The 18,636-nt window shown below is 73.2% G+C and carries 21 protein-coding genes; 6 read left to right on the forward strand and 15 right to left on the reverse strand.

Going from position 1 to position 18,636, the window contains the following annotated elements:
- Positions 1 to 11: 11 nt before the first annotated feature.
- From LN251_RS03110 to LN251_RS03125, 4 genes are all read right to left on the reverse strand, one after another.
- Entirely contained in the window at positions 12 to 1,058 is a 1,047-nt protein-coding gene (locus LN251_RS03110; RefSeq protein ID WP_249836809.1) for a zinc-dependent alcohol dehydrogenase family protein, read from the reverse strand.
- 36 nt (positions 1,059 to 1,094) lie between these two features.
- Complete coding sequence (locus LN251_RS03115; RefSeq protein WP_458243254.1) at positions 1,095 to 1,742, reverse strand: lysoplasmalogenase; 648 nt, start codon at positions 1,740 to 1,742, stop codon at positions 1,095 to 1,097.
- Between the two features lie 92 nt (positions 1,743 to 1,834).
- Positions 1,835 to 2,725: a sterol desaturase family protein gene (locus tag LN251_RS03120; RefSeq protein WP_458242971.1), complete on the reverse strand. Its 891-nt coding sequence runs from the start codon at positions 2,723 to 2,725 to the stop codon at positions 1,835 to 1,837.
- 121 nt (positions 2,726 to 2,846) lie between these two features.
- A complete protein-coding gene (locus tag LN251_RS03125; protein WP_458242972.1) occupies positions 2,847 to 3,560 on the reverse strand; it encodes a VIT1/CCC1 transporter family protein in 714 nt (237 codons plus the stop codon).
- A gap of 199 nt (positions 3,561 to 3,759) precedes the next feature.
- On the opposite strand from LN251_RS03125, the gene LN251_RS03130 reads away from it, so the two are divergent.
- The 5 genes from LN251_RS03130 to LN251_RS03150 all read left to right on the forward strand — a co-directional run bounded on the left by LN251_RS03130 (position 3,760) and on the right by LN251_RS03150 (position 8,532).
- Positions 3,760 to 4,740 carry a DEDDh family exonuclease gene (locus LN251_RS03130; RefSeq protein WP_458242973.1) on the forward strand — a complete coding sequence of 327 codons (981 nt, stop codon included), beginning with the start codon at positions 3,760 to 3,762 and terminating at the stop codon, positions 4,738 to 4,740.
- Between the two features lie 80 nt (positions 4,741 to 4,820).
- Positions 4,821 to 5,054, forward strand: a complete 234-nt coding sequence (locus LN251_RS03135) for a hypothetical protein (RefSeq protein ID WP_063824492.1) — start codon at positions 4,821 to 4,823, stop codon at positions 5,052 to 5,054.
- A 50-nt stretch (positions 5,055 to 5,104) separates the two neighbouring features.
- A complete protein-coding gene (locus LN251_RS03140) occupies positions 5,105 to 5,896 on the forward strand; it encodes an SURF1 family cytochrome oxidase biogenesis protein (protein WP_458242974.1) in 792 nt (263 codons plus the stop codon).
- Between the two features lie 81 nt (positions 5,897 to 5,977).
- Positions 5,978 to 7,771, forward strand: coding sequence for a glycoside hydrolase family 15 protein (locus tag LN251_RS03145; protein WP_458242975.1), 1,794 nt, complete (start codon positions 5,978 to 5,980; stop codon positions 7,769 to 7,771).
- A gap of 5 nt (positions 7,772 to 7,776) precedes the next feature.
- Positions 7,777 to 8,532 (forward strand): SDR family oxidoreductase, encoded by a 756-nt coding sequence (locus LN251_RS03150; protein WP_458242976.1) that lies wholly within the window; start codon positions 7,777 to 7,779, stop codon positions 8,530 to 8,532.
- A gap of 15 nt (positions 8,533 to 8,547) precedes the next feature.
- On the opposite strand, the gene amaP is transcribed toward LN251_RS03150, so the two are convergent.
- From amaP to LN251_RS03175, 5 genes are read right to left on the reverse strand one after another with little or no spacing between them, the layout of a single operon-like run.
- Entirely contained in the window at positions 8,548 to 9,126 is a 579-nt protein-coding gene (gene amaP, locus LN251_RS03155) for an alkaline shock response membrane anchor protein AmaP (protein ID WP_458242977.1), read from the reverse strand.
- A gap of 5 nt (positions 9,127 to 9,131) precedes the next feature.
- The gene (locus LN251_RS03160; RefSeq protein ID WP_458242978.1) at positions 9,132 to 9,776 is read right to left on the reverse strand and encodes a DUF6286 domain-containing protein; all 645 of its coding nucleotides are present in this window, start codon (positions 9,774 to 9,776) and stop codon (positions 9,132 to 9,134) included.
- Positions 9,773 to 10,156, reverse strand: a complete 384-nt coding sequence (locus tag LN251_RS03165; protein WP_458243255.1) for an Asp23/Gls24 family envelope stress response protein — start codon at positions 10,154 to 10,156, stop codon at positions 9,773 to 9,775. The genes LN251_RS03160 and LN251_RS03165 overlap by 4 nt, the downstream gene beginning before the upstream one ends.
- 5 nt (positions 10,157 to 10,161) lie before the next feature.
- Positions 10,162 to 10,347, reverse strand: a complete 186-nt coding sequence (locus LN251_RS03170; protein ID WP_334520463.1) for a hypothetical protein — start codon at positions 10,345 to 10,347, stop codon at positions 10,162 to 10,164.
- A 37-nt stretch (positions 10,348 to 10,384) separates the two neighbouring features.
- Positions 10,385 to 10,882 carry an Asp23/Gls24 family envelope stress response protein gene (locus LN251_RS03175; protein ID WP_458242979.1) on the reverse strand — a complete coding sequence of 166 codons (498 nt, stop codon included), beginning with the start codon at positions 10,880 to 10,882 and terminating at the stop codon, positions 10,385 to 10,387.
- Between the two features lie 88 nt (positions 10,883 to 10,970).
- On the opposite strand from LN251_RS03175, the gene LN251_RS03180 reads away from it, so the two are divergent.
- Complete coding sequence (locus LN251_RS03180; protein WP_458242980.1) at positions 10,971 to 11,696, forward strand: nucleopolyhedrovirus P10 family protein; 726 nt, start codon at positions 10,971 to 10,973, stop codon at positions 11,694 to 11,696.
- A gap of 4 nt (positions 11,697 to 11,700) precedes the next feature.
- On the opposite strand, the gene LN251_RS03185 is transcribed toward LN251_RS03180, so the two are convergent.
- The 6 genes from LN251_RS03185 to LN251_RS03210 all read right to left on the reverse strand — a co-directional run bounded on the left by LN251_RS03185 (position 11,701) and on the right by LN251_RS03210 (position 18,527).
- On the reverse strand, positions 11,701 to 12,504 hold the full coding sequence (locus tag LN251_RS03185) for an enoyl-CoA hydratase/isomerase family protein (protein ID WP_458242981.1): 804 nt from the start codon (positions 12,502 to 12,504) through the stop codon (positions 11,701 to 11,703).
- 123 nt (positions 12,505 to 12,627) lie between these two features.
- Positions 12,628 to 12,849 carry a helix-turn-helix domain-containing protein gene (locus tag LN251_RS03190; protein WP_004002281.1) on the reverse strand — a complete coding sequence of 74 codons (222 nt, stop codon included), beginning with the start codon at positions 12,847 to 12,849 and terminating at the stop codon, positions 12,628 to 12,630.
- A 352-nt stretch (positions 12,850 to 13,201) separates the two neighbouring features.
- The gene (locus LN251_RS03195) at positions 13,202 to 14,800 is read right to left on the reverse strand and encodes an ABC-F family ATP-binding cassette domain-containing protein (RefSeq protein WP_458242982.1); all 1,599 of its coding nucleotides are present in this window, start codon (positions 14,798 to 14,800) and stop codon (positions 13,202 to 13,204) included.
- Between the two features lie 197 nt (positions 14,801 to 14,997).
- Positions 14,998 to 16,395 carry a hypothetical protein gene (locus LN251_RS03200; RefSeq protein WP_458242983.1) on the reverse strand — a complete coding sequence of 466 codons (1,398 nt, stop codon included), beginning with the start codon at positions 16,393 to 16,395 and terminating at the stop codon, positions 14,998 to 15,000.
- A 168-nt stretch (positions 16,396 to 16,563) separates the two neighbouring features.
- Positions 16,564 to 17,682 carry an alpha/beta hydrolase gene (locus LN251_RS03205; RefSeq protein WP_458242984.1) on the reverse strand — a complete coding sequence of 373 codons (1,119 nt, stop codon included), beginning with the start codon at positions 17,680 to 17,682 and terminating at the stop codon, positions 16,564 to 16,566.
- 116 nt (positions 17,683 to 17,798) lie between these two features.
- Positions 17,799 to 18,527: a class II aldolase/adducin family protein gene (locus LN251_RS03210; RefSeq protein ID WP_458242985.1), complete on the reverse strand. Its 729-nt coding sequence runs from the start codon at positions 18,525 to 18,527 to the stop codon at positions 17,799 to 17,801.
- Positions 18,528 to 18,636: the final 109 nt, after the last annotated feature.

An 18,636-nucleotide genomic window follows, 5' to 3' on the forward strand; every position in this document is an offset into this window, starting at 1 on the left:
TCGAGCGCCGATCAGCCGTTGGTGACGAGGACCTTGAGGGCGGTGCGCTCGTCCATCGCCTTGTAGCCGTCGGGCACGCCCTCGACGTCGACGGTCATGTCGAAGACGGGCGAGGGGTCCACGGTGCCGTCGAGGACGTCGGGCAGCAGTTGCGGGATGTACGCGCGCACGGGTGCGACTCCCCCGCGCAGCGCGATGTTCCGGTCGAACATGACGCCCAGGTCGAGACCGGTGCCGCTGCCGTGCGGCACCCCGACGAAGCCGATGGCGCCGCCGTCGCGGGTGATCTCGACCGCCGTGCGCATGGACTGCTCGGTGCCCACGGCCTCGACCACGGCGTGCGCGCCCTGGCCGCGGGTGAGTGCGCGCACGGCCTCGACGGCCGCTTCCCCGCGCTCGGCGACGACATCGGTGGCGCCGAAACGGCGGGCGATGTCGGTGCGCACTTCGTGGCGGCCGAGGGCGATGATCCGCTCGGCGCCGAGCCGCTTGGCGGCGAGGACCGCGCACAGGCCGACGGCTCCGTCGCCGACGACGGCGACCGTGGCGCCCGGGCGGACGCCCGCGCCGAGGGCCGCGTGGTGGCCGGTGCCCAGGACGTCGGAGAGGGTCAGCAGGGCGGACAGCAGGTGCTCGTCGGAGGCGGCCTCCTTGGGCAGTTGCACGAGGGTGCCGTCGGCGAACGGGACGCGCACCGCCTCTCCCTGGCCGCCGTCGTAGCCGACGGAGCCCCAGAAGCCGCCGTGCTCGCAGGAGGTGGTCAGGCCCTCCCGGCAGTAGTCGCAGACGCCGTCGGACCACATGAACGGGGCGACCACGAGGTCTCCCCGCCGGAAGCCCGCGACCTCGCTGCCGGTCTCCTCCACGACACCGAGGAACTCGTGCCCGATCCGCTGCCCCGGCTGCCGGGCGGCCTCGCCGCGGTACGCCCACAGGTCGCTCCCGCAGATGCAGGCGCGCAGCACCCGCACGACGGCGTCGGTGGGCAGCTGCACCACGGGCTCGGGAACGTCCTCCACGCGCATGTCGTACGGGGCGTGGATGGTGGTGGCGCGCATGGCGAGGATCCTTCTCGTGCGGTGTCGTGGGCGCGCTCAGGGGGTGGTCGAGCGCACTTCACGGTACGCCGTCGCCGTCGCGGGCCGCTCGTCGAGGGCGCCTTGGACCAGCAGGAACTGGGCGGCGGCGTAGGTCAGCATGATCCACAGGTCGGGCCGCGGCGGCTGTGGCCAGTCGGCGACGCCGGTCGCGATCAGGGTGTCGGAGAGCATGAAGAGCGCGCCGCCGGCGGCGGCCCGGGGGCCGAGCCGGGTGGCGGCGCCGTACGCCATGGCCGTGAGCAGGGTGCTGTAGCCGGCGACCGGGACGCGCAGGTCCGCCGGGAGGTCCGGCCACAGCAGGGCGACCGTGGTGGCGAGGGCGACGGCGTAGACCGGGGCGAGAAGACGGGCCCGCGCGTGGGGGGCGCCGTGGCGCAGGAAGAGGGCGAGGTAGCAGACGTGCCCCGCCGCGAAGCAGGCCATCCCCGCGAGGAAGGCCGGGTCGGCGTCGGACAGGAGCAGGACGTCGCCGCCCCAGCCGAACAGAAGGGCGGCGAGCAGGAGCCGGGGGGCGCCGCGCACGCCGGCGTAGGCCGCGAGGAGCGGCATGAGCAGGGGTTTGGCGACGGTGTGCCCCGGCTCGAAGCCGACGGCGAGGGAGACGAGGTCGGTGAGGGTGGCCACGACGAAGAGGCCGAGCAGCCGGGCCGGCCAGGGGCTGTCGGCCCCGGGGACGCCGGGGCGGGGCCCGGGGAGGCTCGCGGCCGGGGGTGCGGATGCGCTGTCGTCCGGTCTCACGCGGCCGCGGTCCCTTCGGCCGGGGCCGGTCCGGTCACCAGGGCCGGTGGCGCGAGGCGGGCGGGCCGCCAGCCCGGGCCGCGGAAGACCCGCCCGGCGCGTTCGCCCCAGCTCTCCGCCGCCCTGACGTCCCTGATGATCGCGGCGTACTCGTGGGTGGCCACCTTGACCGGGTTGTACGTGTCGATGTTCTTGGTCAACCCGTAGACGGGTCGCTCGGCCTCGGCCACGAACGAGCCGAACAGGCGGTCCCAGACGATCAGGATGCCGCCGAAGTTGCGGTCCAGGTAGCCGCCCTGGGAGGCGTGGTGGACGCGGTGGTGGGACGGGGTGTTGAGGACGGACTCGAACCAGCGGGGCATCTTGTCGATGCGCTCGGTGTGGATCCAGAACTGGTACACAAGGCTGGCCGAGGAGCAGAAGGCGACGGCGGCCGGGTGCACGCCGGCGGCCACGAGGGGGACGTAGAACGGCCAGGCCGTCCACGACGTCCAGGGCTGGCGGAGCGCGGTCGTCAGGTTGAACTTCCTGCTGGAGTGGTGGACGACGTGGCAGGCCCACAGGATGCGGATGACGTGGTGGCCGCGGTGCGACCAGTAGTAGAAGAAGTCCTGCGCGAGGAGCATCAGCGGGACGGTCCACCACAACACCGGCACGCGCAGGGGCGTGAGTTCGTAGACCGCCCCGTAGACGCCGACGATCGGGATCTTCCACAGGAAGTCGAAGACGAGGCTGCCCAGTCCCATGCCGACGCTCGTCGCGGCGTCCTTCGCCTCGTATCCGGCGGCGTCCTCGTCGGGATGGAGACGGACGCTGATCATCTCGACCACGGCGAGCAGGACGAAGGCGGGGATCGACCACAGCACGACATCGGGCAGGTTCGGCATGGGGGCACCGTAGAACCGCTGGTCGCTGAGGGCCAGACGTTGTTACCCACAAGTATGGGCCGGGGTACGCGCTTGCTTCTTGGTGATCTCCGCCAAAGGGCCCGGGCGGCGCGGTGCGCGGCTACACCCCGACCGCTCCCAGCAGCGCCCCCGCCGCGTAGGTGATCCCCATGGCCAGCGCCCCGCCCACCGCGTTGCGCAGCACCGCGCGGCCCGGCTCGGCCGCGCCGAGGCGGGCGCTGCTCCACCCGGTCAGGACGAGGGCTGCGAGCACCGACACCACGGTGATCCACAGCCGCCACCCCGCGGGTGGCAGCACGATCGCGAGCAGCGGCAGCAGCGCGCCGACGGTGAACGCGAGGAAGCTCGCCCACGCCGCGTGCCAGGGATTGGTCAGCTCGTCGGGGTCGATGCCGAGCTCCACGCGCGCGTGCGCCCTGAGCGCGTCACGTTCCGTCAGCTGCTCGGCCGCCTCCCGGGCGACGTCGTGGGACAGGCCGCGCTCCCGGAGCAGCTGGGTCAGCTCCTCCAGCTCGGCCTCCGGCTGTTCGCGCAACTCCCGCTTCTCCAGGGTGAGGGCGGCCACCTCGGAGTCGCGCTGGGTGGAGACGGAGACGTACTCGCCCGCGGCCATCGACATCGACCCGGCGAGCAGCCCCGCGAGGCCGGCGGTGAGCAGCGCGGAGCGGCTGTCGGTGGCGCCGGCCACGCCGACGACGAGGCCGGCGGTGGAGACGATGCCGTCGTTCGCGCCGAGCACGGCCGCGCGCAGCCAGTTCAGCCGCTGTCCCAGTGCGCCCCCGTGGGCTTCGCCGCTGTGCATTGGTTCGGTCACACCCGGAGGATGCCACCCGAACGCCGTTCGCACGCGCACCGACGCTCTCGCGGCCCCCACCGGCATCGCACAGGGGCTCGACCAACGAACGGGGCGTGCGCGTGGATTGGGAAGGCCCCATTGCCGCGAGAACGGACATTCCGTACGTGGAGCCCCTGTTGGACGGGACTGTCAGTCGCGGCCCGTATCCTCAGGGACCATGCTCGAAGACCCCACGACCGCAGCGTCCTTGCCCACCGGGTGGCCGGCGGCGTATCCCCCTGGATACGCGGTCGTTGACGTGGAGACGACCGGCCTGGCCCGGGACGACCGCATCATCTCCGCAGCCGTCTACCGGCTGGACGCGCACGGCGAGGTCGAGGACCACTGGTACACGCTGGTCAACCCGGAGCGAGACCCGGGCCCGGTGTGGATCCACGGTCTGACGAGCGAGGTGCTGGAGAGCGCGCCTCTTTTCACGGACATCGCCGAGGAGTTCGCGACCCGCTTGGAGGGCCGGGTGCTCGTCGCGCACAACGCGGTCTTCGACTGGCAGATGATCGCGCGGGAGTACGCGCGCGCCCGGCGGGAGGCGCCGGTGCGGCAGCGGCTGTGCACCATCGCGCTCTCCAAGGAGCTGGCGCTGCCGCTGCCCAACCACAAGCTGGAGTCGCTGGCCGCCCACTTCGGCGTGGTGCAGCGGCGCGCGCACCACGCGCTGGACGACGCGCGGGTGCTGGCGGAGGCGTTCCGGCCGAGCCTGCGGGCCGCGGCGGCGGGCGGCGTACGGCTGCCGCTGCTGGAGTGCCGGCCGCTGACGGAGTTCACGGACCGGCCGGTGCCCCGCCAGGCGGGCGGCTACGGCGGCTACCGTCCGACGAGTTGGCGCCCCTCCCGCAAAAGGCCCGCATGCCCCCATCCCAACCCGGGCCGCTACGAAGACGGCAAACCGCTCAAGCAGGGCATGCGGGTGGCCTTCTCCGGGGACACCTCCGTCGAGCGGGAACTGCTGGAGGACCGCGCGGCCGAGGCCGGCCTGCATGTGGCCACCAGCCTGTCCCGGCTGACCAGCCTGCTGGTCACCAACGACCCCGACTCGGGCACGTCGAAGGTGGTCAAGGCCCGGCAGTACGGGACGCCGGTGGTGGACGAGGCGGCGTTCGGACAGCTGCTCAGGGACGTCGAACCGGCGGACGAGTGACCCGTACGGACGGGTGATTGCCGCGCGACTCGCCCGGCGCCCGCTCGCCCGCGCGGCGCCGACGGCCCACCCTGTGGCCCATGGCGAGATGCGAAGTTTGCGGCAATGACTACGGAATGAGCTTTGAGGTGCACGCGCAGGGCGCGGTGCACGTCTTCGACTGCTTCTCCTGTGCGATCCATCGCATGGCACCGATCTGCGAGCACTGCCGGGTGCAGATCATCGGTCAGGGCGTCGAGGCCGACGGCCAGTGGTACTGCGGTGCCCACTGCGCCCGGGCGGCCGGGAAGGCCGGCATCGTCGACCGCGTCTGAGGCACACCCCTGGCGACGGCACCCCACGGCCCGAGAGGTACGGTCGTGGGGTGTACCGCTTCCTGTTGACCCGGCAGTGGGTGATCCTCACGCTGGTCGCCCTGCTGCTCATCCCCACGATGATCAGGCTGGGCATCTGGCAGATGCACCGCTACGAGATGCGCTCCGCGCGCAACCAGCTGGTGTCGGACGCGCTGCACGCCAAGCCCGTCCCCGTGGAGGAGCTGACCTCGCCCGGGCATGCCGTGACCACCCACGACCGCTACCGCACGGTGACCGCGAAGGGGCATTTCGACACCGCGCACGAGGTCGTCGTCCGCCGCCGCACCAACTCCGACGACGAGGTCGGCTACCACGTCCTGAGCCCCTTCGTGCTGTCGGACGGCCGGGTGCTGCTGGTCAACCGGGGCTGGATCCCCTCCGACGGCCCGAGCCAGACCACCTTCCCCAAGGTTCCCGCGCCGCCGAGCGGCCAGGTCACCGTCCAGGGCCGGCTGATGCCCGACGAGACGACGTCGGCGAGCGGCATCAAGGACCTCAAGGGGCTGCCGGCCCGGCAGATCATGCTGATCAACAGCGAGGAGCAGGCCCGGCGCCTGCACGCCGAGGTCCTCGGCGGTTACATCCAGCAGACGGCGCCCGAGCCGAAGGGCGGCAGCCCGGAGCAGATCTCCGACCCGGGCAAGGAGGACGCCCCGCTGAACTACGCGTACATGATCCAGTGGTGGCTGTTCGCGGCCGGTGTGCCGTACGGCTGGTGGGTCCTGGTGCGCCGGGAGCGCCGCGACCGGGCGGCGGCGGCCCAGGAGGCCGAGGCGGAGGCGACCCCCGCTTCGGTGTGACCCGCCGGTCCGCCCCGGCGCACTCACTCCCTCGGCCCACCCCCTGATTGCCCGCTCCGCAGGCCGGGAACCCGCACCTTCGTGCATCCCCGTATCGAGGACTACGCCCTCATCGGCGACGAGCAGACCGCGGCCCTGGTCGGCCGGGACGGCTCCGTGGACTGGCTGTGCCTGCCCCGCTTCGACTCGGCGGCCTGTTTCGCCCGGCTGCTCGGCGACGAGGAGAACGGCCACTGGCGCATCGCCCCCAAGGACGCCGACGGGCCCTGCACCCGCCGCGCCTACCGCCCGGACACCCTCGTACTGGACACGGAGTGGGAGACCGGCGAGGGCGCGATCCGCGTCACCGACCTGATGCCGCAACGCGACCGCGCCCCCGATCTGGTGCGCGTCGTCGAGGGTCTCAGCGGCAGGGTGACCGTCCGCAGCACGCTGCGCCTGCGCTTCGACTACGGCTCGATCGTGCCGTGGATGCGCAAGTCCGACGGGCACCGCGTCGCGGTCGCCGGGCCGGACTCGGTGTGGCTGCGCAGCGAGCCGTCCGTGCGCACCTGGGGCGAGCACCTGACCACGTACTCGGAGTTCACCGTCGAGGAGGGGGAGAAGGTCGCCTTCGTCCTGACCTGGCATCCCTCGCACCAGCAGCGGCCACCCCTCGTCGACCCGCACAAGGCGGTGCACGCCAGCGTCAAGGACTGGCGCAAGTGGGTGCGACGCTGCCGCTACGACGGCCCGTACCGCGACGCCGTCGTCCGCTCCCTGATCACCCTCAAGGCCCTGACCTATCGGCCGACCGGCGGCATCGTCGCCGCCGCCACCACCTCGCTGCCCGAGGAGCCGGGCGGTGTGCGCAACTGGGACTACCGCTACTGCTGGCTGCGCGACTCCACCCTGACCCTCAACGCGGGCCTGGCGGCGGGCTACCGCAAGGAGGCGGAGGCCTGGCGGAACTGGCTGCTGCGCGCGGTCGCCGGCGACCCGGCCGACCTGCAGATCATGTACGGCCTCGCGGGCGAGCGGCGGCTGCCGGAGACGGAGCTGCCGTGGCTGTCGGGCTTCGACGGCTCGGCGCCCGTACGGATCGGCAACGAGGCCGTCAACCAGCTCCAGCTCGACGTGTACGGCGAGGTCATGGACTCGCTGGCGCTGGCCCGCCGTTCGGGCCTGCCCCCGCGGCCGCACATGTGGTCGATCCAGCGGGCGCTGATGGACTGGCTGTGCGAGGAGTGGCGGCAGCCCGACGAGGGGCTGTGGGAGGTCCGCGGCGGCAGACGCCACTTCGTCCACTCCAAGATCATGGTGTGGGTGGCCGCGGACCGCGCGGTACGGACGCTGGAGGAGGAACCGGAGCTCGGCGGGGACCTCGACCGCTGGCGCGCGCTGCGCGAGGAGGTGCACCGGGAGGTGTGCGAGAAGGGCTACGACGCCGAACGCAACACCTTCACGCAGTCCTACGGCTCCCGCGAACTCGACGCCGCGCTGCTGCTGATCCCGCGCCTGGGCTTCCTGCCGCCGGACGATCCACGGGTCACCGGGACCATCGAGGCGATCCGCGGCGAGCTGGGGCACCACGGCCTGCTGCGCCGCTACAGCACGGACGGCACGACCGTCGACGGGCTGCCCGGCGACGAGGGCACGTTCCTGGTGTGCTCGTTCTGGCTCGCGGACGCCCTGCACATGACGGGCCGCCGCGAGGAGGCACGGGAGCTGTTCGAACGGCTGGTGGGCCTCTGCAACGACGTGGGACTGCTGTCCGAGGAGTACGACCCGGTGAGCGGACGTCAGCTGGGCAACTTCCCGCAGGCCTTCAGCCACGTCGGTCTGGTCAACACCGCCCTCGCCCTGTCCGGTGACGGGGACGGGGAGGCAGGATAGGGGCCATGGATCTTGGACTGAAGGACCGGGTGTACGTCGTCACCGGGGCCACGCGCGGCCTCGGCAACGCGGCGGCACGGGAGCTGGTGGCCGACGGCGCGAAGGTCGTCGTGACCGGCCGGGACGAGAAGCGGGTGGCCGACGCGGCGGGCGAGTTGGGGCCGAACGCCTTCGGGGTGGCCGTCGACAACGCCGATCCGCAGGCGCCGACCCGGCTGATCGAGGCCGCGCGGGAGAGGTTCGGCGGGTTCGACGGCATCCTGGTGAGCGTGGGCGGCCCCGCGCCGGGGTTCGTCGCCGACAACACCGACGAGCAGTGGGAGGCCGCCTTCGAGTCGGTGTTCCTCGGCGCGGTGCGGCTGGCCCGGGCGGCGGCGCAGGAGCTGGAGGCGGGGGGTGTCATCGGGTTCGTGCTGTCGGGCTCGGTGCACGAGCCGATTCCGGGGCTGACGATCTCCAACGGTCTGCGGCCGGGGCTCGCCGGGTTCGCCAAGTCGATCGCCGACGAGCTGGGGCCGCGCGGCATCCGGGTCGTCGGGCTGCTGCCGGCCCGGATCGACACCGACCGGGTCCGCGAGCTCGACGGCATGTCCGCGGACCCGCAGGCCACGCGGACGGCCCATGAGTCCCGTATCCCGCTGCGGCGCTACGGCAGGCCGGAGGAGTTCGGGCGGACGGCGGCGTTCCTGCTGTCGCCGGCCGCCTCCTACCTGACCGGGATCATGGTGCCGGTCGACGGCGGTATGCGGCACGGGTTCTGAACCGGGACCGCAGCCTCAACTGACCCTCTCCGCACGGTGCTTGACCGCCTTCATGCGGACCTCGGAGGGCAGTGCGGCGAGTCCCGCCGAGGCGCGGGCGCGCATCAGGGACCCGGTGGCGAGGTGGTGCAGGGCCGCCGCCGGGTCCACATGGGGTTCCAGCAGGAGCCGTACACGGGAACCGGGGGCGGTACGGCGGCCGGTCAGCCGGGCCTGCGCGTGGGCCACGCCGTCGAGTTCGGCCGCGTCGCCCGCCAGGACGTTCTCCAGGGCACGGCCCCGCAGCAGCGCGCCCTCGCCGTCGCCGGTGTCGACCAGGACCTCGGTCAGACGGCGGCGGCGCAGCACGGCCGTCAGCCACCACAGGGCGAGCAGCACGAGGACCGCGAGGACGGCCAGAACGGTCGGCCACCACCAACCGTGCCCCTGCCACTTGGTCCGCTCGGCGTCGCTGAGCAGGACGTCGTGCCGCCCGTCGTGGATCCACCAGGAGGGCGGCGGCGCGCCCAGCCCGACGGCGAGCACCGAGCCGCCGACGACGATCAGCACGAGCCCGACGAGCCCGATCAGTACGCGGTTGACGATGCGGAGCATCCCGCTCACCCCTTTCGCCCGGGTCGCCGGACATGGACCGACAGCGCGGGGGGACGGGCGAGCCCCAGCCCCTCGATCGCGTACTCCAGGGCCGCGTTCAGGTCGGCCCGCACGTCGTCCAGGTCACGGAAGTGGGAGACGGCGCGGACGTCGGCGCGGGAACGGCGCAGGCGGATGCGCACCGACTGGACGCCGGCCACCTCCATGGCGCGGTCGCGCAGGACGAGGGCGGCGGCCTCGCGGTGCAGGCCGGCGTGGACGTCGGGATGCAGGCGTCGCATCGGCAGGACGCCGCGCAGGCCGGGGGTGCAGGCCAGCGCGATCAGCCAGAGGCCGAGAGCCGCGGCGACCCCGGCACCGATCAGGACCCAGAGGTCGTCGAGGGGCCGTTGCGCGAGCTGCCGGGCGAGTTCGCGGCGCCAGGCCATCGCGGGCCGGTGGGCCCGGACGGACGCGATGTCGTAGAGGAAGATGCCCGCGACGGCCAGCAGCAGCACCGCCACGACGGCGGCGGGGACGCGGCGCGCGGACCAGAAGCGGCCCTGACCGCCCGTCGGCGGTGGCGGTCCGTGGTCGGGCTCCTCCTCCGGTGCTCTCTCGATCACCGGCAGCCGCTGTGTGATGCCCTCGGAGCCCTGGGGCTCGCTCATCGCGTCCTCCCCTGTACCGCGCCGTGTGCCGGGGTCAGGTGCAGCCGTTCCACGTGAACGGCGACCTCCGGAACCTCCATGCCCACCAACGCGCGTACCCGGGAAGCGACATGTCGACGCACATCCGCGCACCGGGCCCCGATGTCGCAGGGGTAGTCGAGTTCGAGATGGAGCCGGACGCGGACGGTCCCGTGGTGGACGACGACCGTGGCGTGCGGGGACGCGGCCCGCCTCGACCGGTCGCCGAGGCGTTCACGGGCCGCCTGCGCGGCGATCTTCGCCACGACCCGGTCGGCGATCCGGGTGGCCCCGCGCTCCCCCGGCGCGACGGCGCCGCGCGGGCCGCCCCGCTCGCCGACGCTCTCGCGCACCGTGGTCAACGCCGTCACCGCCGCCGGTCGTCACGGGTGCGGAAGAAGTCACCCAGTTCCAGGTCCCCCTCCAGCAACCGGCCCACCACGAAACCGACGGCTCCCAGGGCGGCCACCAGCAGGAAGGCTCCGAAGCCGCCGAAATAGCCGGCGAAGCCCAGGGCCATTCCGGCGATCATGCCGACCACGGCCATGCTCATCGTGCGCTCCCCTCACGGTTGTCCGCTCGCCCGCCGGTCACTGGAGCCGGGGCTCCGGCTCCTCGTCCTCTTCCTCGGGCAGCTTCACGTCACTCACGGCGATGTTGACCTCGACCACTTCCAGGCCGGTCATCCGCTCCACGGCCGCGATGACGTTCTCCCGCACGGCGCGGGCGACGTCGGAGATCGACACGCCGTAGTCGACGACGAGTTCCAGGTCGAGCGCCGTCTGTACCTCGCCGACCTCGACCTTCACGCCGCGTGTCACGGACTTCGAGCCGCCGGGCACCCGGTCGCGCACGGCCCCGAAGGTGCGGCTGAGCCCGCTGCCCAGGGCGTGGACGCCGAGCACGTCCCGGGCGGCCAGCCCGGCGATCTTCTCCACGACCCCGTCGGCGATCGTGGTCCGGCCCCGTGCGCCGGGGTCTCCGCCGCCGCGCCGGGTCATCTGCGCCTTCCGCGTGCCGGAGGTCTCCGGCACCTCCGTCTCGACTCCCGGGGTCCCCGTCCGGTTCGGTTGCGTCATGTCGGTCATCGCCGCACGTCCCTTTCGGTTCGTCGTCCTGTGACCACGGTAAGTGGCGCAACGCCGCAGCGCGCCCGGGATGCGGCAGGCTGGAGGAATGACGGCGGACGGATGGACGCGGACGGTACGGCACCGGCTGGGGCTGGGCAGGCTGCTGCCGCTGGGCGGGCCGCACGACGGCGCGTGGATCTCGGAGGAGGCCGCCGAGACGGCACTGCGGCGGGCCGCGGGGGAACTGCGCGGAGCACGGCTGGACGCGCTCCGCATCGGCCTCGCCGATCCGCAGGACACGGACGAGCCCGTCGTCCCGCCGCCGCCGAGCGCCCTGCCGCCCGGCCCGCTGCGGGTGACGGCGGACCTCGCGGCGTCACCGGCCGAGCCGCTGCCGGTGACGGCCGCCCGGGTGCGGACGACGCTGGCGGACGCGGCGGCCGAGCTGCTCGGCCTGAGGGTCACGGAGGTGGACCTGCGGGTCACGTCCCTGCTGGACGAGGTACCGCAACCGGCCCCGGTGGCGCCGCCCGGGCCGCCGGCCGCCGAGGAGCCGCCTGCCGGGGAGCCGGCCGCCGGGGACGAGACGCGCGCGGCCTCCGCCGCGCTGTCGGTCCCCGGCGTCGACCGCCTCACCGCCGGCCTGGGCCGCGCGGTGCACCTCGAGGAACAGCACCGGGAGGGCACCCTGCCGCGCCGCCACGCGCGCGTCGAGATCGCGGTGCGCGCGGACCACCGGGCCGTGGAGGTGGCCCGGGAGGTCCGGGCGGTGGTCGCCGAGGCGCTACCGGATCACCCGACGGTGGCGGTGCTGGTCACGGCGATCGTCTGAGGGGTCACTCGCCGAGGCCGGCGAGGTCCCGCAGGCGACGGGCCTGCGCGGCCCGCTCCGCGGCCCGCTGGTCGTCGTAGGAACGCCCCTGCGCCCCGCGGATCAGGGCCTTGGTCTCGATCACGGCGTCGCGGGGCGCGGCCAGGATCGCCGAGGCGAGGTCCCGTACGGCGGCGTCGAGCTGGTCGGCGGGGACGGCGAGGTTGGCGAGGCCGGTGGCGACCGCCTCCTCGGCCTGGACGTAGCGGCCGGTGACGCAGATCTCCAGGGCGCGGGCGTAGCCGACGAGGGCGACGAGCGGGTGCGTGCCCGTCAGGTCCGGCACCAGTCCGAGGCTGGTCTCGCGCATGGCGAACTGCACGTCGTCGGCGACGACGCGCAGGTCACAGGCGAGGGCGAGCTGGAAGCCCGCGCCGATGGCATGCCCCTGCACAGCGGCGACGGAGATGAGGTCGCTGCGCCGCCACCAGGTGAAACCGTCCTGGAAGCCGGCGATGCTCGCGTCGAGTTCACCGTCGCTGCTGCGTGCCAGGTCGATGAACGTCGGCTCGCCCTCGATGCCCTCGGGCGTGAACATCTGCCGGTCGAGGCCGGCGGAGAAGGACTGCCCCTCGGCACGCAGCACGACGACGCGGACGGAGCCCGGCAGAACCCGCCCGGCCTCGGCGAGCGCGCGCCACATGGCGGGGCTCTGCGCGTTGCGCTTGGCCGGGTTGGTCAGCGTCACCGTGGCGATCGCGTCGTCGACGGTGAGCCGGACGCCGTCCTTGTCGAGTACGGGACCGAGGTCCTTGGCGGGCGTGGCCATGGGGCGCCTCCGATGAGTGCGGTCAGCAGAGCAGACGTACAAGCTAAGTGACTGCACAGTAACCACCCGGCCGGTCAGCCGACCGACCGGGTGGCCACCATCGAAGCCGATGGGCCGCCCGGGTCAGGACGAGGCGGCCTTCTTGCCCCGTGTCGCGCCGCCACGCCCACGAAGCGTGACGCCCGACTCGCTGAGCATCCGGTGCACGAAGCCATACGAGCGGCCGGTTTCCTCGGCCAGTGCCCGAATGCTCGCACCGGAGTCGTACTTCTTCTTCAGGTCTGCCGCGAGCTTGTCGCGCGCGGCGCCGGTCACCCGGCTGCCCTTCTTCAGAGTCTCGGCCACCCGTGCCTCCTCATGGGAAGTGCGCTCTGGTCTCCTCATGATCACCCCTCCGGGGCGCGATGGCCACCCATTCGGCAAGGTCCGTGAGACAGGGTTTTGACGACAGGAGCGCATCCCCACAAGTGGAATCAGGAATTCCACGACGGGGCATTCGTACCGCCGAACGGGTTCTCTCGACAACCGGCAGGTCAGAGACGTACGACGGCCGAGCCCTTGTCGATGAAGGACTCGGCCGCGAAATGGATGTAGGACACACGACGGTACGAGGAGATCTCACTCAGATGGTGGATCACCGGTCGGCCGAATGATCCATACGCCGTTGATCACACATTCGATCAAGCGGCGATGACCCTCAGGCCAGGGCCACGAGGTCCGCGTAGTCGGCACCCCACAGGTCCTCGACGCCGTCCGGCAGCAGGATGATGCGCTCCGGCTGCAGCGCCTCGACGGCGCCCTCGTCGTGGGTGACGAGGACGACCGCACCCTTGTAGGTGCGCAGGGCGCCGAGGATCTCCTCGCGGCTGGCGGGGTCGAGGTTGTTGGTCGGCTCGTCGAGCAGCAGGACGTTCGCGGAGGACACCACGAGCGTGGCCAGGGCGAGACGGGTCTTCTCGCCGCCGGAGAGGACGCCGGCCGGCTTGTCGACGTCGTCGCCGGAGAACAGGAAGGAGCCGAGCACCTTGCGGACCTCCACGAGGTCCATGTCGGGGGCGGCCGAGCGCATGTTCTCCAGGACGCTGCGGTCGGCGTCGAGGGTCTCGTGCTCCTGGGCGTAGTAGCCGAGCTTGAGGCCGTGACCGGGCACGACCGCGCCGGTGTCGGGCTGCTCGACGCCGGCGAGGAGCCGGAGCAGGGTGGTCTTGCCGGCGCCGTTGAGGCCGAGGATGACCACCCGGGAGCCCTTGTCGATGGCCAGGTCGACGTCGGTGAAGATCTCCAGCGAGCCGTACGACTTCGACAGGCCCTCGGCGGTCAGGGGGGTCTTGCCGCACGGCGCGGGCTCGGGGAAGCGGAGCTTGGCGACCTTGTCCTGCATCCGCACCGCCTCGAGGCCGGCGAGGAGCTTGTCGGCGCGCTTGGCCATGTTCTGCGCGGCGACCGTCTTCGTGGCCTTGGCGCGCATCTTGTCGGCCTGCGAATGCAGGGCCGCGGCCTTCTTCTCGGCGTTCTGCCGCTCGCGCTTGCGGCGCTTCTCGTCGGCCTCGCGCTGCTGCTGGTAGAGCTTCCAGCCCATGTTGTAGACGTCGATCTGGGCGCGGTTGGCGTCCAGGTAGAACACCTTGTTGACGACCGTCTCGACCAGGTCGACGTCGTGGGAGATCACGATGAAGCCGCCGCGGTAGGTCTTCAGGTAGTCCCGCAGCCAGATGATCGAGTCCGCGTCGAGGTGGTTGGTGGGCTCGTCGAGCAGCAGGGTGTCCGCGTCGGAGAACAGGATGCGCGCCAGCTCGATACGGCGGCGCTGACCGCCGGAGAGCGTGTGCAGGGGCTGGCCGAGGACCCGGTCGGGCAGGTTCAGCGCCGCGGCGATCGTGGCGGCCTCGGCCTCGGCGGAGTACCCGCCCTTGGTGAGGAACTCCGTCTCCTGGCGCTCGTACTGCCTCATGGCCTTCTCGCGGGTGGCGCCCTGGCCGTTGGCGATGCGCTGTTCGTTCTCGCGCATCTTGCGCAGCAGGACGTCCAGGCCGCGCGCGGAGAGGATGCGGTCGCGGGCGAGGACGTCGAGGTCGCCGGTGCGGGGGTCCTGCGGGAGGTAGCCGACCTCACCGGAGCGCGTGATCTGGCCGCCGGCGGGGATGCCCTCGCCGGCCAGGCACTTGGTGAGGGTGGTCTTGCCGGCGCCGTTGCGGCCGACCAGGCCGATGCGGTCGCCCTTGGCGACCCGGAAGGTGGCGGACTCGATGAGGACTCGGGCGCCGGCGCGCAGCTCGATACCGGAGGCGGAGATCACGGACAGACTCCAGGGCGGATATGGGTTTCGACGGGTGGGCGGCTGAGGACGTTCCCGCCGTCTAATGCGCGAGGAGAATGGCCATGGGAGAAGTCTAACGGGGCCGTGCAAGGACTTTTCCGGCGTCCAGGTGTTCGTTACGGCACTCCTCGGTCCCCCCAGGTGCCCACCTGTCGGTTCCCTCCGGTGGGCACCTGTCAGTTCCCTCCGGTGTGCACCTGGAAGGCGGCCCGGCGCACGGCCTTGGCGAGGGCCGGGTCGGGATGCGCGGCGGCGAGGGCGACCAGGACCTGGACGGTGCGGGGGTGGCCGACGGCGCGGACCTCGTCGAGGAGCATCGGCACGGTGGGCTGCACGGCGGACTCCAGGTGCCGCACGAGCATCGGGGCCTCGCCGTGGTCGGCGACGGCGGCCGCGGTGTCCACCCACAGCCAGGTGGCCTCCTGCCGGGTGAGCACCTCGTGGGCGTCCTCGGCGTCGGCGCCGTCGTGCTCGGCCAGCCACAGCAGGGCGTACGGCCGCAGGGTGGGCTCCTCGGCGACGGCGCGGACGTCGGGCTCGGCGGGGGCGCCGACCACGCGCAGTGCCTCGAAGGCCAGGCCGCGCAGCAGGGCGTCGTCGCCGCGGGCGGCGGCGATCAGCTCGGTGACGGCGCTGCCGACCGGGCGGGCGGCGAGCCAGGCGCGGTACTCGGCGCGGGCCGCGTTCGGGCGGAGCTGGGCGCAGCCGCGCAGCATCTCCTCGGCGACGGCCTCGATGTTCCCGGCGGGGCTCTGCGCGGCCACACAGATCTGCTCCAGCTTGACCCACACCGCCCAGCTGCCGAGCGGGGTGAGCGTGGCGTGCCCCTCGCCGTAGGTGAGGGCGCCGACGGAGGCGAGGGCGTGCAGGGCCCAGTCCAGGAGGGGGGCGAGCGGCGTGTCCTCGGACCGCGGGGGCTCGACGGGCTCGGGCTGCGGCCCGTAGGGGATCTCGCAGCGTTCGGTGCGCAGTTCGGTGACGCGCTGCTCCAGCAGGTCCAGGAGCTGCTCGACGGGGACGGGCCCGGCGGAGAGCTGGAGGAAGGAGAGCACCTGGGGCATGGCCGAGACGACCTCGGCGACGGCGGCGGGCTCGTGGTCCGCGGGCTCCGGGTAGGCGAGCGACCAGGCGTCGAAGAGGGCGACCCAGCCGCGCAGCACGGCGCTGTCGTCGCGGTCCCACGCGCGCAGCCGCCAGCCGGGGCGGGCGCTGTCGCCGTGTACCTCGACGAGGCCGGCGAGGCGGGCGATGTCCCAGTCGGCGCGGACCTGAGCGGCGGTCAGGCCGAGGTCCCCGGCGGCGCGTTCGGCGGTCGCGTCGGCGAGGGTGGCCTTGCCGTCTCCCGCGCCGTCGCTGCCCGGGCCGAGCGCGACGTCGGCCCAGCGGGCGACGCGGGCGGCGGCGGCCAGTTGGAAGCGCGCCATTCTGGCCAGCTCCGCGGGGGCCGGTGTGCCCTCCGGGGGGCGGGGCGCGGGGCGGCGCGGGCGCCGCTGGTTCACAGCTGTGGGGGCGGCGGCCAGGGGTCGCGGGCGGACGAGTCGAAGCCTGGAGTCGCGCGGGATACGGGACGTCACGGGTGCAGTCTTCCGGTTGACGGTCCGAAAACCCAAACGGAAGGTCACGGGCGGCGACGGGACTGGCCAAGGGCGGGCCTCCGAGGACGGCCCGGGACCGAGTTCAGGCCAGCGGTTCGACGTTAAACGGAACCGGGGCCAACGGTTCGGGCCGAGGGGTCGGGGAGGTCACATCAGCGGGGTCAGGAAGCGGCGCAGCGCCTCCTCGTAGGCCTTCGGGTCGGCGTTCCACATGGCCGAGTGCGGGGCGTCCCGGACGGTGTGCAGGGCGACCAGGTTCGGGTGGGCGTCGGCGAGGCGGCGGGAGTGCTCCCAGGGGGCCAGGGTGTCGTCGGGGCCGTGGAAGAGCAGGGTCGGGACGGTGAGCCGGACGGTCTCGGCGGTGCGGTCGCGGTCGAGTCCGGTGCGGCCCTGGGCGGCGCGCACGGCGAGCGGCAGCAGGGCGCCGGGGGTGCGGTGGGCCGCGGCGAGGGCGCGCAGGGTCGTCGGCCAGTCGAGCACCGGGGAGTCCAGGATCAGCCCGGAGATCCGCCCGCGCAGACCGGAGTCCGCGGCGGCGCGCAGGGCCATGGCGGCGCCGGTGGACCAGCCGTGCAGGACGACGCGTCCGGCGCCGTGGCTCAGGGCGTAGCGGATGGCCGCGTCCAGGTCGCGCCACTCGGTCTCGCCGAGGTGGTTCAGGCCGTCCGGGGAGCGGGGGGCGCCGAGGTCGCCGCGGTAGGCGGGGGCGAGCACCGGAAAGCGCTGGCGGTGCAGGAACTCCATGACGTTCATGGGGAGTTCGCGGGTGGTGCCGAGGCCGTGCACCGCGATGATCCAGGTGTCGCGCACGCCGGGGACGAACCAGGCGGGCAGGGAGCCGAGTTCGCCGGGGATGTCGACGTCGGTGTGGTCCAGGCCGAGGGCGTCGCGGGGGTTGCCGACGTGGAGGCTGGGGGTGAACCAGACCTTGTCGCGGCGTTCGAGGGTGCCGTGCGTGACGCGCTCCAGCCGGCGCACGACGGTGTCGGCGGAGTGTTCGGCGGAGTCGAGGACGGGGCCGACGACCGCGTGGCTGGAGTCGCCCGCGAGACCGTAGGTGCCGGGGCGCAGCGCCGCCAGGTGGCGGGTGAGGGTGATGCGGCCGGCCGCGGTGGCATGCACGGTGAGGCGGGGCTCGGTGGGCAGGGGCCTGCCGGGTGCCGTCTTGAGCGCGGCGCCGCTGGCGAAGCGGCCGGCGGCCACGGAGGCCGCGCCGGCGGCGAGGGCTACGGTGACGGCGGCGGCCGTCGCTTTGGCAGTACGCACCTGTCCAGTGTCCTGGCGGTGGGGGTGACCGGCCAGCGGAAGGCGGGGGCGGGGTGACGTCGTACGGCGGCGATGTGGTGTGCTCACGCCATCCCGGTTACCCCGTGACGCCCGCGTCAGCGCTGCCCGTACCCCTTCAGCTTCTCCCCCACCTCGTCCAGCTGTTCGCGGGTCAGGAGGTGCGGCGACAGGCCCGGCACCGAGGACGCGGTGAGCCACAGACGGCACATCCACTCCAGTTGGGCCGTGCGGTCGTAGGCCTGGTCGAGGGTGGCGCCGTGGGCCATCGTGCCGTGGTTCTGCAGCAGGCACGCGGTGCGGCCGGCGAGGGCGTCGAGCATGTTCTGGGCCAACTCGTCGCTGCCGTACGTCGCATAAGGGGCGACCCGGACGGGTCCGCCGAGGGCGGCGGACATGTAATGGATCGTCGGGAGCTCGGGGACGAGGGTCGAGACTGCCGTCGCGTGCACGGCGTGGGTGTGCACGACGGCGCGGGCGTCGGTGGAGCGGTGGATCGCGAGGTGCATGGGCAGCTCGCTGGTCGGGACCAGCGAGCCGAGGACTTGACGGCCGTCGAGGGCGACCCCCGTGATGTCGTCCGGGGTGAGGCGGTCGTACGGCACTCCGGACGGGGTGACCAGGACGGTGTCGCCGACCCGCACCGAGACGTTGCCGGAGGTGCCGACGACCAGGCCGTCGGCGACGGTACGGCGGGCCGTGGCGACGAGCGCCTCCCAGGCACGCGCCTCCTCGGGGAGGGCGGCCCTCCCCTGTCTCCGCGGCACGTCCCGCGCGTCCTCCCGGAGATCCCGCCCGTCGCCCTGGTCCCGCCGCTGCTCAGCCATACGGCGATCCTGCCAAAGAGGGTGCCGGACGTCTCCGGGCGCGTGCGCTTCAGGGCGGAAACCGCTCGTCCGAAACGTGCGGTCGCATACAACCCCTACCGCTCCGGCA

This window comes from Streptomyces sp. MAI_2237, from assembly GCF_054189285.1.